The 16003-nt window shown below is 67.2% G+C and carries 15 protein-coding genes; 7 read left to right on the forward strand and 8 right to left on the reverse strand.

Features of this window, described 5'->3' with window-relative positions; genetic code table 11:
- Positions 1–205: 205 nt before the first annotated feature.
- A complete protein-coding gene (locus U4012_RS33875; protein ID WP_321804135.1) occupies positions 206–1840 on the forward strand; it encodes an AMP-binding protein in 1635 nt (544 codons plus the stop codon).
- A 305-nt stretch (positions 1841–2145) separates the two neighbouring features.
- On the forward strand, positions 2146–3207 hold the full coding sequence (locus U4012_RS33880) for an AraC family transcriptional regulator (protein WP_321804171.1): 1062 nt from the start codon (positions 2146–2148) through the stop codon (positions 3205–3207).
- A gap of 264 nt (positions 3208–3471) precedes the next feature.
- Here the strand turns inward: U4012_RS33880 and U4012_RS33885 are convergent, their stop codons facing one another.
- The 8 genes from U4012_RS33885 to U4012_RS33920 form a co-directional block, all read right to left on the reverse strand.
- Positions 3472–4728 carry an MFS transporter gene (locus U4012_RS33885; RefSeq protein ID WP_321804173.1) on the reverse strand — a complete coding sequence of 419 codons (1257 nt, stop codon included), beginning with the start codon at positions 4726–4728 and terminating at the stop codon, positions 3472–3474.
- Positions 4729–4864: 136 nt separating this feature from the next.
- On the reverse strand, positions 4865–6292 hold the full coding sequence (locus tag U4012_RS33890) for an MFS transporter (RefSeq protein ID WP_321804137.1): 1428 nt from the start codon (positions 6290–6292) through the stop codon (positions 4865–4867).
- A 207-nt stretch (positions 6293–6499) separates the two neighbouring features.
- Positions 6500–6943 (reverse strand): type II 3-dehydroquinate dehydratase, encoded by a 444-nt coding sequence (aroQ, locus tag U4012_RS33895; RefSeq protein ID WP_044848489.1) that lies wholly within the window; start codon positions 6941–6943, stop codon positions 6500–6502.
- A gap of 19 nt (positions 6944–6962) precedes the next feature.
- Positions 6963–7796: a shikimate dehydrogenase gene (gene aroE / locus U4012_RS33900; RefSeq protein ID WP_321804139.1), complete on the reverse strand. Its 834-nt coding sequence runs from the start codon at positions 7794–7796 to the stop codon at positions 6963–6965.
- Complete coding sequence (locus tag U4012_RS33905) at positions 7796–9016, reverse strand: CoA transferase (RefSeq protein WP_321804141.1); 1221 nt, start codon at positions 9014–9016, stop codon at positions 7796–7798. Before U4012_RS33905 ends, aroE begins: the two co-directional genes overlap by 1 nt.
- On the reverse strand, positions 9016–9474 hold the full coding sequence (locus tag U4012_RS33910; protein ID WP_044848448.1) for a MaoC family dehydratase: 459 nt from the start codon (positions 9472–9474) through the stop codon (positions 9016–9018). Before U4012_RS33910 ends, U4012_RS33905 begins: the two co-directional genes overlap by 1 nt.
- Positions 9475–9476: 2 nt before the next feature.
- Complete coding sequence (locus U4012_RS33915; protein WP_044848449.1) at positions 9477–9869, reverse strand: VOC family protein; 393 nt, start codon at positions 9867–9869, stop codon at positions 9477–9479.
- Positions 9866–10816, reverse strand: a complete 951-nt coding sequence (locus tag U4012_RS33920) for a 2-dehydropantoate 2-reductase (RefSeq protein ID WP_321804143.1) — start codon at positions 10814–10816, stop codon at positions 9866–9868. The genes U4012_RS33915 and U4012_RS33920 overlap by 4 nt, the downstream gene beginning before the upstream one ends.
- A 132-nt stretch (positions 10817–10948) precedes the next feature.
- Here U4012_RS33920 and U4012_RS33925 point away from each other — a divergent pair, with 132 nt between their 5' ends.
- The 5 genes from U4012_RS33925 (at position 10949) to U4012_RS33945 (ending at position 15963) form a co-directional block, all read left to right on the forward strand.
- A complete protein-coding gene (locus U4012_RS33925; RefSeq protein ID WP_044848491.1) occupies positions 10949–11869 on the forward strand; it encodes a LysR family transcriptional regulator in 921 nt (306 codons plus the stop codon).
- 227 nt (positions 11870–12096) lie between these two features.
- A complete protein-coding gene (locus U4012_RS33930; protein WP_321804145.1) occupies positions 12097–12777 on the forward strand; it encodes a hypothetical protein in 681 nt (226 codons plus the stop codon).
- A gap of 31 nt (positions 12778–12808) precedes the next feature.
- Entirely contained in the window at positions 12809–13306 is a 498-nt protein-coding gene (locus U4012_RS33935) for an Lrp/AsnC family transcriptional regulator (RefSeq protein WP_044848452.1), read from the forward strand.
- A 150-nt stretch (positions 13307–13456) separates the two neighbouring features.
- Positions 13457–14536 (forward strand): homoserine dehydrogenase, encoded by a 1080-nt coding sequence (locus U4012_RS33940; protein WP_321804147.1) that lies wholly within the window; start codon positions 13457–13459, stop codon positions 14534–14536.
- Entirely contained in the window at positions 14533–15963 is a 1431-nt protein-coding gene (locus U4012_RS33945; protein WP_321804149.1) for an aldehyde dehydrogenase family protein, read from the forward strand. Before U4012_RS33940 ends, U4012_RS33945 begins: the two co-directional genes overlap by 4 nt.
- Positions 15964–16003 lie beyond the last annotated feature (40 nt).

Raw genomic sequence — 16003 nt, forward strand, 5'->3', positions numbered from 1 at the left:
AAACCGTCGCGCGAGCGCACGCCGCGGCTGGTCGCTCGCCGCGCGTCCGCGTGTCCGTTTCGATCATCTTTTCGACCGCCCGGATCATTTTCAAAGCGCGGTTGGCGCGCGATAGTTCCCGCTCAGGCGACGGCCCATGCGCATCCGGTGCGCGGGCCGCCGTGCGAACGGCGCTGCCCGGTGCCGTCCCCCGAGGAGCAGGACAATGACGAAGAGACACTGGATCGGCTCGTACGGCTCGATCCCCGCCGAGATCGACCCCGATCGCTTTCCTTCCGTAACCGCGCTGCTGGACGACGCGATGCGCCGCTTCGCCGAGCGTCCCGCGTTCCGCGCGCTCGGCCGCACGCTGACCTACGCCGACGTCGACCGCCTGTCGGCCGCGCTCGCCGCGTACCTGCAGCAGGTCGTCGGCGTGCGCAAGGGCGACCGCGTGGCCGTGATGCTGCCGAACGTGCTCGCGTTTCCGGTGGCGACCGTCGCGCTCGCGCGGCTCGGCGCGATCCAGGTCAACGTGAACCCGTTCTATACCGCGCACGAACTCGAGCACCAGCTCAACGACGCGGGCGTCGAAGTGGCCGTGGTGTGCGGCGGCTCGATGGGCACGTTCGCCGACGTGGTCGGCAAGACGCGCATCCGGACCGTGCTGGGCGTGGGCCGCGGCGATCTCGGCGTCGTCGATGCGCCGGCCGGCGCGTGCGACGCGTTGCCGCCGGGCTCGATCCCGCTCGCCGATGCACTCGCCGCCGGCGAAGCGCTCGCATTCGAGCCGGTCGCGCTCGGCGGCGCCGATCTGCTGCTGCTGCAATACACGGGCGGCACGACCGGGCTGTCGAAGGGCGCCGCGCTGTCGCACCGCAACCTGGTCGCGAACATCGAGCAGTTCGCGGCGATCGTGTCGGGCGCACGGCAGCCGGGCGAGGAGGTCGTCGTCACGGCGATCCCGCTGTATCACATCTTCGCGCTGACGGTGAACTTCCTGTCCTACTTCGCGATCGGCGCGGAGAACTGGCTCGTCGCGAATCCGCGCGACATGGACGGCTTCATCGACGTGCTGAAGGCCGCGCGGCCGACGGTGTTCGTCGGCGTCAACACGCTGTATGCGGGGCTCGCGGGCCATCCGCGGCTGAAGGAAGTCGACTGGTCGCGGCTGAAGCTGTCGGCCGGCGGCGGCGCGGCGGTGATCGACGTGATCTCCGCGCGCTGGAAGGCCGTGACGGGCAACTTCATCCGCGAAGGGTACGGGCTGTCGGAAACGTCGCCGGTGGTCACCTTCAACCCGCAGTCGATCGACGCGTTCACCGGCACGACCGGCCTGCCGCTGCCGTCGACCGACGTGAAGCTGCTCGACGACCAGGATCGCGAGGTCGCGATCGGCGAAGCGGGCGAGATCTGCGTGCAGGGGCCGCAGGTGATGGGCGGCTACTGGCAGAAGCCGGAAGCGAATGCGGCGGCGTTCACCGCGGACGGCTACTTCCGCACCGGCGACATCGGCGTGTTCGACGCGGCCGGCTTCCTGAAGATCGTCGACCGCAAGAAGGACATGATCATCGTGTCGGGCTTCAACGTGTATCCGAACGAGGTGGAAGCGGTTGCCACCGCGCTGCCGGGCGTGGCCGAATGCGCGTGCATCGGCGTGCCGGACGCGCGCACCGGCGAGGCCGTGAAGCTGTTCGTGGTGCTCGCGCCGGACGCGGCCGTGACCGAAGCGGAGCTCGTCGCGCATTGCCGCGCGAACCTCGCGGCGTACAAGGTGCCGAAGCTGATCCGCCTGGTCGAGCGGCTGCCGAAGTCGACGGTCGGCAAGATCCTGCGCCGGGAACTCAGCCGCGCCGACTGATGGCGCCGAAACGCCGCGCGCCCGGCGGCGCGCGGGCCGGCGCGCCGAAAGCCGAGAGAGCCGAGAGAGTCGAGAAAGTCGAGAAAGTCGAGAAAGTCGAGAAAGTCGAGAAAGTCGAGAAAGTCGAGAAAGTCGAGAGAGCCGAGAGAGCCGAGAGAGCCGAGAGAGCCGAGAGAGCCGAGAGAGCCGAGAGAGCCGAGAGAGCCGAGAGAGCCGAGAAAGCCGAGAAAGCCGAGAAAGCCGAGAGAGCCCCAAAAGCCCCAAAAGCCCGGCCCGGGCCGCTCAAGTACAATGCGAGCGGTTCGATCGACGGGGACGCGATGACCGGTTCAGACTCACCTTCCGCCCGGCCCGGGCAGGCGCTGCCGTCGCCGAGCGCGACGGTGCCGATTTCGCTCGTCAACGGCTTTCTGGCGAGCGCGGGCGCGCAGCGCGACGTGGTCGAGCGTTACCTGCGCGGGGCCGGCATCCCGCTCGAGCTGCTCGGCGAGCCGCACGCGCGCGTGACGGAAGAGCAGTTCTCGACGCTGTACCGCACGCTCGCGATCGACCTCGACGACGAGATGCCCGGCATCTTCTCGCGCCCGCTGCGCGGCGGCACGCTGAAGTACCTGTGCCTGAGCCTGCTCGATGCGCGCAACCTCGAAACGGCGCTGCACCGTTTCGGCCAGTTCTTCCATATCCTGCTCGACGACTTCTTCGTCGAATCGAAGCGCGACGGCCTCGTCGCGCAGGTGCTGCTGCGGCCGAACCCGGCCGTCGGCCCGATCGGCGCGCTCGGCCAGGAGCTGATGCTCAAGCTCGTGCACGGCGTGTGTTCCTGGCTGATCGGGCAGAAGATCCCGCTGCTGCGGATCGAGTTCGCGTGCCCGCGGCCGCGCCATGCGGTCGAGCACCTGTACTTCTTCACCGGCTCCGTGCAGTTCGACTGCGAACGCACGCTGATGCGCTTCAGCGCCGACTACCTCGACGCGCCGATCCGGCAGAGCAAGCGCAACCTGCGCAAGTTCCTCGCGCGCGCGCCCGGCGACTGGATCTTCGAATCGTTCAGCGAACAGCTCGTGTGCCATCGCGTGCGGCAATACCTGTCGGCGGCGCTGCCCGACCTGCCGGTGATCGAGCAGGCAGCCGAGCATCTGCATTGCTCGGTGCGCACGCTGAGCCGCCACCTGGCCTCGGAAGGTACGACGTTCCAGGCGCTCAAGGACGAACTGCGGCGCGACATCGCGATCCAGCGGCTCACCGACACGCTCGACACGATCGCGGCGATCGGCGCCGATATCGGTTTCGACGATCCGAGCGCGTTCCATCGCGCATTCCGGCACTGGACGGGGAGTACGCCGGGGACTTACCGGCGGCGCGCGTAGCGCGGGTCGTTCAAACCCGGTTTCGATCCCGCTCCCATAACCGGCATCCTTCGCGCGCTCCCATGGACGGCTCCCCGTCGTCAGGCGTCAGCATGCGTGCGGTGTGTCGTTTTGCTTTTCGTATCGGCAATAGCGCATCGCGAAGATTCTCCACATCGCGTCGTTCGAGGTCACGAGCTGGCGGCGTCACATCGCGCGCGACGCATTCGACGGACAGGGCGAGCGAATCGGCCGCGCGCTTCGCACGCAAGCACGGCGGCCCGGTCAGCTGCTCGAACTCGCCGATACGCCGGATTGCCTGACGACCGAAGTCGTGTGGATGATTGTCGGCAGCCACGCAAACGCGATCGTGACCAGCGTCACGCCGACGACGAGCATCGGCACCACCATCGGCCACGCGCCCAGTTGATAGCGCGGATCGGTGAAGACCGCTGCCGTCTGTCCCACGCTGAAAGCGAAGAACATCATGATGAAGCCGGACCACGATACCGCGCGGCCCGCCAGATGAGGCAGGCTGCTGACCGCCCCTGCCTGCCCGCAGGGCTGATGGATGCCGTGGCCGAGGCAATACACGCCATGCCCGAGGAGCAGCGGCCAGATGCTTCCGGGAAGCAGCGCACACCCCAATGCCTGAATCACCGCGCCGGTGAGGCTCAACGTTGCGCCTTGTCGCACCGTTCGCAGCATGCTCTGACGTCGCAGCAACAGGCGGCAGCCATACGTACTCAGCACATAGACGAACGTACCGCTCGCCGGTATCCAGCCATATCGCTGGGGCGACAGGCCGAGATGCCGGATGTAGATCGCGGGCGAGAGCAAGAGAAAGCAGAACATGCCGGTGTACGTCGAGGCGGCCAGCAGCGCCCATACCCTGAACGTGGCATTGCCGAATATCTCGCGCACGTCGCGGATCGAGCCGCTTATCGAGCCGCGTATCGAGCCCCGGCCCGAAGCGACTCGGGTGAAGCTTTCCTCGAAGCCGTACCAGCACATGACGAGCAGCCCGAACGCATACAGGCTCATCCCCGCGAGCACCCATCGCCATCCGGCCTGCTGCGTGACATACGCACCGAGAATCGGCGCGAGGAACGCCATCATCCCCATTCCCATGAAACCGCGCGCCATCACGTACGGGCCTTCGGCCGCCGAATACCGGTCGCGCACCGTCGCGCGCGCGCATACCAGGATCGCGGCCATCGCAAAGCCCTGCATCGCGCGAGCGGCGACCAGCATCGCCGCGCTCGACGCGAGCGCAGCCGCGAGCGCTGCCAGCGTATAGAGCGCAAGACCGCTCAGCAACACGGGGCGGCGGCCGTACCGGTCGGCAAGACTGCCCATCGGCAATTGCCCGACACCGAATATCAATGCGAAAACCGTCAGGCTGACGCTGGCGGACCCCAGCGTTGCGGCGATTTCAGGCAGCGCCGGCAGGTAACTGTCGGTCGCCACCGGCTGGGCCGCCAGCAGAAGCGGCAACATGAGCGCGAAGTTCAGGCGGGCAGGGCGCGTGGTGTCCGGCATGACGGTTTTCGGCACGGTATCAGGCATCGGGTGAAGACAGCGGCAAAGCAAGTGCGCTCTGCCGGCGAGGGTGCAGCAGCAAGCCGGAACTGCCCGGCGGACGGGGCGCCGGACACGATGCCCCGTCGAGCGCCGGCTAGCTGCCCAGCGATCCCGGCACGTGTTCGTGCGCGACGCGATGGCGCGCCATCGCAGCGACGCGCAGCCGGTCGTATTCGGCCTTGTCGACCGGTCGAGCGTTCGCTTGCCCCAGGTCGTTCATATGGACACGATGGGTCTCGCGTGCGCTCGCGGCTGCGAGCGACGCAATCACGGTGATGCCGAACGCGATCCCGCCGACGATCAGCCACACGTGGTGTGCGCCGGGCGGCGCGACTGCGGTGAACAGCGCGGGCAGCATCGCCGTGGCCGCGGTGCCGAGGTTCTGCGCGATCGCCATCGCGGAGACGCGCGTGCGGGTCGGGAAGAGTTCCGGGTAAAAGCACGGAAATACCGCGTTGTAGCCCTGGTACACGACCCCCCACATGAGCATCGACATCGCGAACGCGAGCGGCACGTTGCGGATGCTGATCGCATACAGGTAGGCGAACGCGAGCAGGCCGGCCGCCAGCGCGCCGACGATGATCGGCGGCCGGCGTCCGACCTTGTCGGACAGGTTGCCGACGAACGGAATCACGATCATCGCAACGATATTGCCCATCACCGTGATCCAGAGATAGATGTCTTTCTGGAAGCCGATGCCATACGCCGGCTGGACCGCATAGGCTGCGCCGAAGATCGTGGCGACGACCGGAATCACGTTCATCATCGACATGCAGGCCACGCGCACCATGTCGGGAAAGTGATGCCGGAAAGCGTCGGCGACGGGCGAGCCGGCTTGCGCCTGGTTGCGTACCGCTTCATCGAAGGCCGGCGATTCGTCGACCTTACGGCGAATGATCAAACCCGCGACGATGACCAGCGCACTCAGCAGGAACGGAATGCGCCAGCCCCAGCTGTCGAATTGCGCGGACGGCATGTAGTAGGCGAGCGGCAGGAACACGGCGGCGGCCAGCACCTGGCCCGCCTGCACGCCCTGCAGCGTGAAGCTGACGAAGTATCCGCGCCGACCGAACGGCGCGTGTTCCAGGATCATCGAGCTCGCGCCGGTGATCTCGCCGGCCACGGCGAAACCTTGCAGCAGGCGAAGCGTCACCAGCAAGGCCGGCGCGATCAGCCCGGCTTGCTGATAGGTCGGCAGCAGGCCGACGCCGACGGTCGAGATGCCCATCAGGAACATGCAGAACAGCAGGACGGTTTTGCGTCCGCGCGTGTCGCCGAGATGGCCGAGCACGAACGCGCCGATCGGGCGCGACACGTAGCCGACACCGTAAGTGGCCAGCGACGCGATGATGGCGGTCGTGGGGCTGCCGTGCGGAAAGAAGATCTGCGGGAAGATCAGCGCCGATGCCGTGGCGTAGATGAAGAAATCGTAGTATTCGAGCACCGAGCCGATCCAGCCGCTGATGGCGGCTTTTCTCGATTGGTGCCTGCCGCGAGGCTCGTCTCGCAAGGTCGTGGTCATCGTCGTCTCCAGATATTGATATGTGTGCCGGGCAACGCGGGTGATGCGGGGAGTCGTCACTGCCCGATGTGGCGACTCCGGTGTGTGACCTGACCGGGGCCCGTCGATCCGACGCACGGCGAACCAGCGCGGTGCGCCACGCCGCGCACCCGGGAACGGTTGCGCATGGGCGTCGGTCCCGCATCGGCGGCCGATGCGGGAATCGGCCTATGCGTCGCCGAGCGCCGAGACCGCGGCCCGCAGCGCCAGCAGATAGCTCTGGACTCCGAAACCGCAAATCTGTCCGCTGACGATTTCAGCCAGCACGGAGTGATGCCGGAACGGCTCGCGCGCATGAATGTTGGACATGTGCAGTTCGACGATCGGGCACGTGAGGATGGCGAGGGCATCGCGAATGCCGTAGCTGTAATGCGTCCATGCCCCGGCGTTGATCAGCACCGCATCCTGGCGTTCCTCGAAAGCGCGATGAATGCGCTCGCACATCGCGCCTTCGCTGTTCGTCTGGAACGATTCCACCTGTACACCCAGTTCGCTCGCCAGCCCTTGCAGCCGCGCATCGATCTGCGCGAGCGTGATCGTCCCGTACTGTGCCGGGTCGCGTTTGCCGAACATGTTGTGATTGATGCCATGCAGCATCAGGATCTTCTTCATGCGAATCTCCATCGCGTGTTCAATCAAAGGGCACGGCCAGCCGATCGATCACCGAGCTGGTCTCGGGGCGTACGCCGCGCCACCACGCGAACGCTTCGGCCGCCTGCTCGACCAGCATGCCGACGCCGTCCGCAATGCCGTGTACGCCGGCGTTTTTCGCGAGCCGGAGAAACGGCGTCAGACGCTTGCCGTAGGCAAGTTCGTAGGCCGTGCCGGCCGGACTGAACACGCTCGGCGGAACCGGCGGCAGGTCGCCGGTCAGGCTCGCCGACGTCGCGTTGACGACCAGGTCGAAACGCCCCATGCGTGCGAGGTCCGCGTAGCCGCCGGCAACGAGCGGACCGCGTCCGGCGACCTGCGCGACCAATGCGCGCGCCTTGTCGACGTCGCGATTCGCGATGACCAGTTCAGCCGGTCCGGCTTCGAGGAACGGCAACAGCGCGCCGCGTGCCGCGCCGCCCGCACCGAGCACCAGGACACGCTTGCCGGCCATCGGCAGCCTGAGGTTCGCCTCGATATCGCGAACCAGGCCGATGCCGTCGAAGTTGTCGGCCAGGATGCGGCCGCCGTCGAACTTGAGCGCGTTGGTCGCGCCCGCGAGCTGCGCCCGCTCGCTGCGTTCGTCCGACATCGCGAACGCGTCGAGCTTGAACGGCGCGGTGACGTTGATGCCCTTGCCGCCGCCGTCGAAAAACGCGCGAACCGTGGCAGCGAAAGCGCCTGCCGGCTCGACGGGCCCCTCGATCGCCGTATAGCTGAGGTCCTGCTGTGTCTGCTGCGCGAAGAGGCCGTGAATCAACGGGGATTTCGTGTGCCCGATCGGATTGCCGATCACCGCGTATTGGTCGGTCATCATTGGCTCGCTTTTGAATAGAGGACGCCGTCGGCCTGCATCGCGTCGATTTCGGCCGCATCGAACCCGAGGGCGCGCGCGACTTCCGCGTTGTGCTGCCCGAGATCGGGCGCGACGTCGCGTATCGTCGTATCGCAATCGGAAAACCGGAACGGCAGGTTGGGCAGGCGCAGCGTCCCGTAGCGCGGATGCTGTTGTTCGACGACCATGCCTCGCGCCTGGATCCGCGGATCGTTCAATACCTCGTCGATGCGCTGCACCTTCGCGCACGGAACGTCGATGCCGTCGAGCAGTTCCAGCACCGACGCGACGGAACGCGCGGCCACCCACGGCTCGACCACCGACAGAATCTCCGCGCGGTGCGCGTTGCGCCCGGTGCTGTCGTGAAACCGCGTGTCGGCGCCGAACTCCGCCGGGCCGCCGTGCGTCGCGATCAGCTCGGCGAAGCGTTTCCACGCGTCGTCGACCTGCGCGGCGATCACGAGATCGCCGTCCGCGGCGCGGAATACGCCGTAGAGCGTCGAGGTCGGCATGTCGTGGCCGGTCTGCTCGGGCAGCACGCCCTGCAGCGTGTAGCACTGCACCGCGTATTCGTGCATCGATACCAGCGTGTCGTACAGCGCCATGTCGATGTGTTGCCCGCGGCCGCTCTTCACGCGCCCGAGCAGCGCGGCGTTGATGGCCGCGACCGCATGAATGCCGGTATACATGTCGCCGAGCGAGATGCGCAGCAGCGGCGGCCGCTCGCCGGGCGTGCCGACCATCTGCATGATGCCGCTCTTGGCTTCCGCGATCAGCCCGAAGCCTGCGCGATGCGCATCGGGACCGGTGTGCCCGTACGCCGAAATCGAACAGTAGACGAGCCCCGGATTGCGCGCGGACAGTTCGGCATAGCCGAGCCCGAGCTTGTCCAGCGCGCCCGGCCGATAGTTCTCGATGAACACGTCGGCCGAGTCGCACAGCCGCTGCATGAACGCCTTGCCGCGCGCGTCCTTCATGTTGACGCTCACGCCGCGCTTGCCCATGTTGAGCTGCAGGAAGTAGCCGCTTTGCTGGTCGTCGAGCACGGTCGCGTGCTGGCGTCCCGCGTCGCCCGAGCCGGGGCGCTCGACCTTGATGACTTCGGCGCCGAGCGCCGCGAGACAGCGCCCGACGTACGGCCCGGCAAGGAAGTGGCTGTAGTCGACGACGCGAATGCCTTCGAGTGGGCGAGCCTGCATCACAGTGCCTCCGGGCGGCGCGGCACCATCAGGCGATGCTCGCCGCGTTGAACGACCTGACCGTCCTGATTGATCAGCTCCGACGGCAGCACGACGATGCCCCAGTCCGGGCGACTCTTGCTCGCCCGCATCGAGCCGACGCGGAACGTCACGTGCAGCACGTCGCCGACCTTGATCGGCAGCAGGAAATCCCAGCTCCAGCCGAGCGACATGCCCGGCAGAAAGCGATAGTCGCTCTGCGTCTTCAGGCCGTCGGCGATGGACAGGCCGAACAGCCCGTGCGCGACGAGGCACCCGAAATGGCTCGCGTTCGCGTATTCCTCGTCCACGTGGACGGGCGTATGGTCGCCGGTGAGGTCGGCGTACGCGAGAATGCGCTCCTTGGTCACGGTGTAGCTCGGGCTCGTGCACGTGTCACCCTCGCGGGCGTCGTCCCAGTATTTTTCGACGATCGTCATGGTCATGCCTCCGCGCGCGGGTTGATCGCCAGCGCCTGCGCGACGCAGGAAGCCGGCCTGGCCTGGATCAGCTCGACGGCGAGCCCGTCGGGCAGGCGAAGCCAGTTGCGCCCTTGCGGCATCTCCGTCACGCCGAAGCGTTGCGCCGCGGCCAGCGCGGCCTCCAGGTCTTCGCACATCACGCCGAGATGCGCGAGCCGGCCTTCCGGGCCATCGTGTTCCGGCGCGTGGATGAACTGCAGGCCGCCGAGCGTCCAGTACTGCCGCGGCGCGTCGAGCGTGCCGTCCACTTCGCGCAGGGTCATGCCGAGCACGTCCTCGAAGAAGCGGATGTGCCAGCGGATGTCCTTGACCCAGATCGCAACGTGTTCGAGATAGGCTTTCGTGGCATTCATGCGGCGGCCTCCTGCTGTTGGCGGTCGGCCATCGCGCGTTCCAGCCCCTTGATGCAGGCGACGAGCGTTGCATTGACCGGGGTCGGCACGCCGTAGCGCTGCCCCCAGCGCACGACCGAACCGTTGATGAAGTCGATTTCGGTGATCGAGCCCTTCTCCAGGCTTTGCAGCATCGACGTCTTGAAGGACGCGGGCAGCCCCTCGGCGGCGAGCGTCCAGGCCTGCTCGGGATCGGTCATCGACAGCTTGACGCCGGCCGCCTGCGCCGCCGCGATCGCCTCGGCCACGGCCGCGAGCGACGTCGCCTTCAGCAGCGGTTCGTCGTAAAGCTGCCCGTAGGTGAGGCCGGTCAGGCCGGTCAGCGCACCCGTCGCGACGTTCACCAGCAGCTTGTCCCACATCGTGCCGACGATGTTGTCGCTGATCGTCGTGGCGAGGCCGGCGGCATCGAACGCGGCGGCGATCGCCTGCACGCGCGGCGTGATGCGGCCGTCGAGTTCGCCGATATAGGTGTATTTGCCGATCACGCCGGATTCGATATGGCCCGCGCCGCGCAGCACGCCACCGACGTAGGTCTTGCCCGCGAGGACGCGCTCGCGGCCGACGACGTCGATCAGGATGTCCTCGTGTCCGAGGCCGTTCTGCAGCGACAGCACGGTGGTATCCGGCCCCACCAGCGATTGGGCGCCGCGGATGGCCGCGTCGGTGTGGAACGACTTGACCAGCACCACCACCAGGTCGGCCACGCCGACTTCGGCAGCCTGGGTCGTCGCGTGGACGCGCACGTGGCGGGTGCCGGCCGCGTCGTCGACGCGCAGGCCGTCACGGCGCATCGCATCGACGTGTGCCGGCGAGCGGTCGATCAGCCAGGTCTCGTGGCCGCCTTGGGTGAGGGTGGCGCCGATCGCGCAGCCGAGTGCGCCGGCGCCCAGAATTGCTATTTTCAATGGCTTCTCCTTTGTCGACCAGAGTTGGCGCTTTGGCGCCTTACTCTGGTCCCATGCAAAGCTGACGTATGGCATCACGATAGGAGTCGCCGCTCATGCCGACAATGCAATGGATACAATGTCGTCATTGCCCTGGACAATAACGCCACGATGCCCGCCGACCTGCCCGACCTGAAGCTGCTTCAGCTTTTCGATCTCCTGTACGACGTGCGCAGCGTCACGCGCGTCGCCGAGCAACTGGGCCAGAGCCAGCCGACGGTCAGCATCTGGCTCGGGCACTTGCGGGAACACCTGCACGATCCGCTCTTCATCCGGACGCCCGGCGGCATGGCGCCCACGCCGCAAGCCGACGCGCTGATCGGGCCATGCCGGGAAATTCTCGAATCCCTGCGGCGCTTCACCGCATGGGAGATCGCGTTCGATCCGGCGACGGCCCAGCGACGCTTTCGCATCTGCATGACCGACGCGAGCCACATCACGCTGCTGCCAAGGCTGCTGGCCCATGTCCGGGCGCAGGCGCCCGGCGTCCGGCTGGAAGCCGCGCGGATCGACGGCAATACGGAACGCGCACTCGAATCCGGCGAAGCCGATCTCGCGATCGGCTATGTGCCGTGGCTGGGTGGCGGCATTTATCAGCAGAAGCTGTACGACCAGGACTGGGTATGCCTGGCCAACCGGCATCATCCGCGGATTCGCGGCCGCCTCGGGGCGAAGCAGTATCGTTCCGAAGGACATGTCGCCATCACCGCGGGAACCGGGGCGCAACTCCTCGAACAGGCGCTGCGGCAGGCGCGCATCGAGCGGGACGTCGTGCTGGAGCTGCCGGGTTTCCTGGGCTTGGGGGCGATCGTCCAGACGACCGACCTGATCACGACGCTACCCCGCCATATCGGCCAGACACTGGCCCAGGCGAGCGATCTGGCGGTTCATGCGTGTCCGATCCCGGTCGACGGGTTTGCGGTACGACAGCATTGGCATGCGCGATATCACCATGAGGCCGGCAACCGCTGGCTGCGCGGCGTCGTGATTCAACTGTTCGGTGCATCACATTGACTTGCGGGTTCGGCGGTCGTGATGGCCGGCGGACTGGCCGGCGCTCGATTGGATGCGAAACGTCCGGTAAGGCGTGTTTTTCGACGTTTTACGTCGAGGTTCGGCGCGGTTGAGATTTTTTCAGTCGCATCGAGGCGATATGATTTCTCCAGCCCCAACACCGTCGGCCGATCCATGAAGCGCGCCAGCATCGCTGCGACGCGGCCCAGCAAGCACAAGAGAGTCGTATGCCGGACACGCCAATCGTCATCGTCGAATACGCCCGCAGGCGAGCCGCTCAAGTCCGGGCCGGCGACGTCCCCGCCGCCTTGCAGGGCGGTCCCAAGTGGGTGTGCAGGATCGTGCCGGATCACGCACCGAGGTCCTGCGAAGGGCACCGATCCGCCGCAGGCACGGCTGAAACGCTCGGCCGACTAAAGCCTGCGAACGTCGCGTTGACGGACCCTGTCCCGAGCGCCGGCGGCTGGCTGGCGCGCTCGTCGACCGACGGAGCCGGCCGGTGTCGCGCGTATGCGCATCTCGGTGCGAACCGGATCCTCGAGATGGTCGGCATGCCGGGCGTCGGCCCGTGGCTCGACGAGCACGACACCTGGTGGCCCGGCGCGTACGAGTTGCCGCTGCTCGAACAGTTGTCCGCGAGCGAGTCGCCTCTGCGCGACCTGCTGGGTGCGACTGCACCCGCCCATCTGCTGATGAGCCTCACCGAAGTCGACGGCACCGCGCTCGTGACCGAATCGGACGATGGCATCGAGCGTCCGTTCCGAATTCCTGCGGGTGTGGATACGATCCATTTCGCGCCCGTACGTATCAGCGGGCCGGTGGCGCAGTGGCGCGAAACGCTCGTCACCGCGTTCGACCGTGTCCGGCATCTGGTCGGGCTCAGGTCGGCCCGCCCTTTCTATCTTTGACGCAAGCACCCGTTCTCCGGCAGACCACGCGATGACCGACGCACTCGACTCCTTCGACCGCAAGATCCTGAATATCGTCCAGCGCGATTGCAGCGCGACCGCGGATGCCATCGCCGAACGGATCGGCCTGTCCACGTCGGCCGTGCAAAAGCGGCTGAAGCGCATGCGCACCGAAAAGATCATTTCGGCGGAAATCGCGGTGGTCGATCGTGCGGCGGTCGGCCGGCCGATGACGTTCATCGCGGCAATCGAGATCGAACGCGAAAACTACGAGACGGTCGCGAGGTTCCGCGAGTGGTCGAAGGCGCACGACGAGATCCAGCAGATCTACTACGTGACCGGCTCCGCCGACCTGATCGCGATCATCACCGCACGCGACGTCGAGGCGTACGACCGGCTGTCCGCGCGGATCATGCAGAGCAATCCGATGATCCGCCGGATCAACACGAATGTCGTGCTGAGCGCGGTCAAGGTCGGGCTGTTCGTGCCGGTCGACAAGGACGGCGACGACGAACCGCCGGCCGCCTGACGGACTGGTTTCGCGCGGGACGGGCGATCCGTCCGTCCCGCATGACGAATCGCAATGAGTGACGGCTTGAATCGGGCGAAACGCATAATTTGAAAATCGATTCGCATAACTAACCTGTGTCGTGTAGTCAATGAACAGGAGATGATCGAGATGGAACTCAAACTGGCACTGGTCGGTTTCGGCGGAGTCAATCAGGGACTGGTCGAACTGCTCAAGAAGAAGCGCGCGATGCTGGGTGCGGCGGGACTCGACGTATCGGTGACGATGGTCGCCGACCTGCGGCTCGGGATCGCGACGAATCCTCGCGGTATCGCGCTGGACGTCCTCGACGAAACCGCCCGGCGGGGCGTCGATACCGAAGCGCTGCGTCGCGATCCCGGCACGCTGGTGTCGCCGGACGTCGGCCTCGGTGCGGTGCTGAAGGCCATCGCGTCGGAGCACGTGGATGTCGTCATCGAGGCGACCTTCACCGATCCGAACACCGGTGAGCCCGCGCTGTCGCATTGCCGTACCGCGCTCGAATGCGGCAAGCACGTGATCACGACCAACAAGGGGCCGATCGCGCTCGCGCAGCCGGCACTGGCGCGGATCGCCGCGCAATCGGGTGCGTGCGTGATGTACGAGGGCACGGTGATGAGCGGCACGCCGGTGCTGCGGCAGCTCGCGACCTCGCTGCGCGGCTGCGACATCCGCGGCTTCGCCGGCATCCTGAACGGCACGTCGAACTACGTGCTCGGCGAGGTCGAGGTCGGCGCGAGCTTCGATGCGGCGATCCGGGATGCGCAGCAGCGCGGCTATGCGGAGGCGAACCCGGCGGCCGACGTCAACGGTTCGGACGTACAGCTGAAGGTCGTCATTCTGGCGAACGCACTGTGGAATGCCGGCCTCGAGCGCGCCGACGTGACATGTCGCGGCATCGTGGAATTGACCGAGCAAGACGTGCGCGCGGCGGCGGCGGAGCGCATGTCCTGGCGGTTGATCGGATCCGCCACCCGCCATCCGGACGGAACCGTTACCGCGAGCGTCGAACCGCGCAAGCTGCCGGCCGGCCATCCGCTGCTGGCCGCCAGCGGCGTGACGAACGCGATCACGTTCGACACCGACGTGCTCGGTGGCGTGACGATCAGCGGGCCGGGTGCCGGGCGCGAGGAAACGGCGTTCGCGATCCTCTCCGACCTGATCGAACTGGCGGACCGGATTGGCGCGGCCTCGCACGAGGTGGCGGCATGAGCGCGCGCGATGCGGTGATGAGCGACTGCACGGGAGCCGGCGTGGCCGATGTGCGGTCGCCGTATGACGGCTCGATCGTCGGCCAGGTTCGTCTGTCGCGAGCCGATGCGGCGCCGCTCCTCGTCGAGCGCGCGCTCGACGGCGCGCGCGCGGCCGCCTCCATGTCGCGCAGTCAGCGGGCCGACCTCCTGTTTCGCGCGGCCTCGAGCGTGGAGGCACAAGCGGAGACATTCGCACGCACGATCGCGCTGGAGGCGGGCAAGCCGCTGCGGCAGGCCCGCAAGGAAGTCGCGCGCTGCGTCAACACGCTGCGCCTGTCGGGCGAGGAAGCGAAACGACTCAACGGCGAGACGATCCCGTTCGACGGGTATCCCGGCTCGGAGGATCGCAGCGGTTACTACACGCTGGAGCCGCTGGGCGTGATTCTCGCGATCACGCCCTTCAACGACCCGCTGAACCTCGTCGCACACAAGCTCGGGCCGGCGCTCGCGACCGGCAATGCGGTCATCCTGAAGCCCTCGTTGCTCGCGCCGCTGTCCGCACAGGCGCTCGTCGAGGTCCTGTGGGAAGCCGGTGCGCCGCGCGCCGCGCTGCAGATCGTGCACGGCGGCGCGGATCTCGCGTCCGCGCTGGTGCGCGACCGGCGGATCCGGATGGTGACCTTTACCGGTGGCCCGCAGACCGGCGAGGCCATCACGCGCGATGCGGGACTCAAGAAGATCGCGATGGACCTGGGCGGCAATGCGCCGGTGATCGTCATGGCCGACTGCGACCTGAAGGATGCCGCCGAATCGTGCGTGTCGGGCGCGTTCTGGGCGGCGGGACAGAACTGCATCGGCACGCAGCGGATCTTCGTCGCCGAGGCCGCGTACGAGCCGTTCGTGCGGTATTTCGTCGAACTGACCGGCAGGATGGTCGTCGGCGATCCGCTGGACGATGCGACCGACATGGGGCCGATGATCGGCGAGGAACAGGCGATCCGCATCGAGCGCTGGGTCGACGAAGCCGTGTCGTGCGGTGCGACGGTGCTGACCGGCCATCGGCGACGCGGGGCGCTGTATGAACCGACGGTGCTCGCGGATGTGCCGCACGACGCGCGTGTCTGGACCGACGAGGTATTCGCGCCGGTCGTGACGATCGAGAAATTCACCGACCTGCAGCAGGCGCTCGACGCGGCCAACGCGTCGGAGAGTTGCCTGCATGCAGGCGTGTTCACCAACCGCCTGGAGGTGGCGCTCGGCGCGGCCGAGCGCCTGCAGGCGGGCGGCGTGATGATCAACGATTCGTCCGATTACCGCTTCGACGGCATGCCGTTCGGCGGATTCAAGCATGGGTCGCTGGGCCGCGAAGGCGTTCGGTTCGCGATGACGGACATGACGCAGCCGAAGGTGGTCTGCTTCAGGCGCAACCGGCGGCTGTCGGGCTGATGCGCGAGCGCGGGCCCCTCGCGGGCCGGCGCGGCGCGAA

The organism is Burkholderia sp. BCC1988 (genome assembly GCF_905339895.1).
In the GTDB taxonomy this organism is placed as follows: domain Bacteria; phylum Pseudomonadota; class Gammaproteobacteria; order Burkholderiales; family Burkholderiaceae; genus Burkholderia.

What these genes read in the sequence shown, in the direction of transcription:
- U4012_RS33915 (WP_044848449.1), bottom strand. Translation starts at nt 9,869, where the DNA reads ATGAATGCCACGAAAGCCTATCTCGAACACGTTGCGATCTGGGTCAAG.
- U4012_RS33875 (WP_321804135.1), top strand. Translation starts at nt 206, where the DNA reads ATGACGAAGAGACACTGGATCGGCTCGTACGGCTCGATCCCCGCCGAG.
- U4012_RS33890 (WP_321804137.1), bottom strand. Translation starts at nt 6,292, where the DNA reads ATGACCACGACCTTGCGAGACGAGCCTCGCGGCAGGCACCAATCGAGA.
- U4012_RS33940 (WP_321804147.1), top strand. Translation starts at nt 13,457, where the DNA reads ATGGAACTCAAACTGGCACTGGTCGGTTTCGGCGGAGTCAATCAGGGA.
- aroE (WP_321804139.1), bottom strand. Translation starts at nt 7,796, where the DNA reads ATGACCGACCAATACGCGGTGATCGGCAATCCGATCGGGCACACGAAA.
- U4012_RS33935 (WP_044848452.1), top strand. Translation starts at nt 12,809, where the DNA reads ATGACCGACGCACTCGACTCCTTCGACCGCAAGATCCTGAATATCGTC.
- U4012_RS33945 (WP_321804149.1), top strand. Translation starts at nt 14,533, where the DNA reads ATGAGCGCGCGCGATGCGGTGATGAGCGACTGCACGGGAGCCGGCGTG.
- aroQ (WP_044848489.1), bottom strand. Translation starts at nt 6,943, where the DNA reads ATGAAGAAGATCCTGATGCTGCATGGCATCAATCACAACATGTTCGGC.
- U4012_RS33905 (WP_321804141.1), bottom strand. Translation starts at nt 9,016, where the DNA reads ATGCAGGCTCGCCCACTCGAAGGCATTCGCGTCGTCGACTACAGCCAC.
- U4012_RS33910 (WP_044848448.1), bottom strand. Translation starts at nt 9,474, where the DNA reads ATGACGATCGTCGAAAAATACTGGGACGACGCCCGCGAGGGTGACACG.
- U4012_RS33885 (WP_321804173.1), bottom strand. Translation starts at nt 4,728, where the DNA reads ATGCCGGACACCACGCGCCCTGCCCGCCTGAACTTCGCGCTCATGTTG.
- U4012_RS33930 (WP_321804145.1), top strand. Translation starts at nt 12,097, where the DNA reads ATGCCGGACACGCCAATCGTCATCGTCGAATACGCCCGCAGGCGAGCC.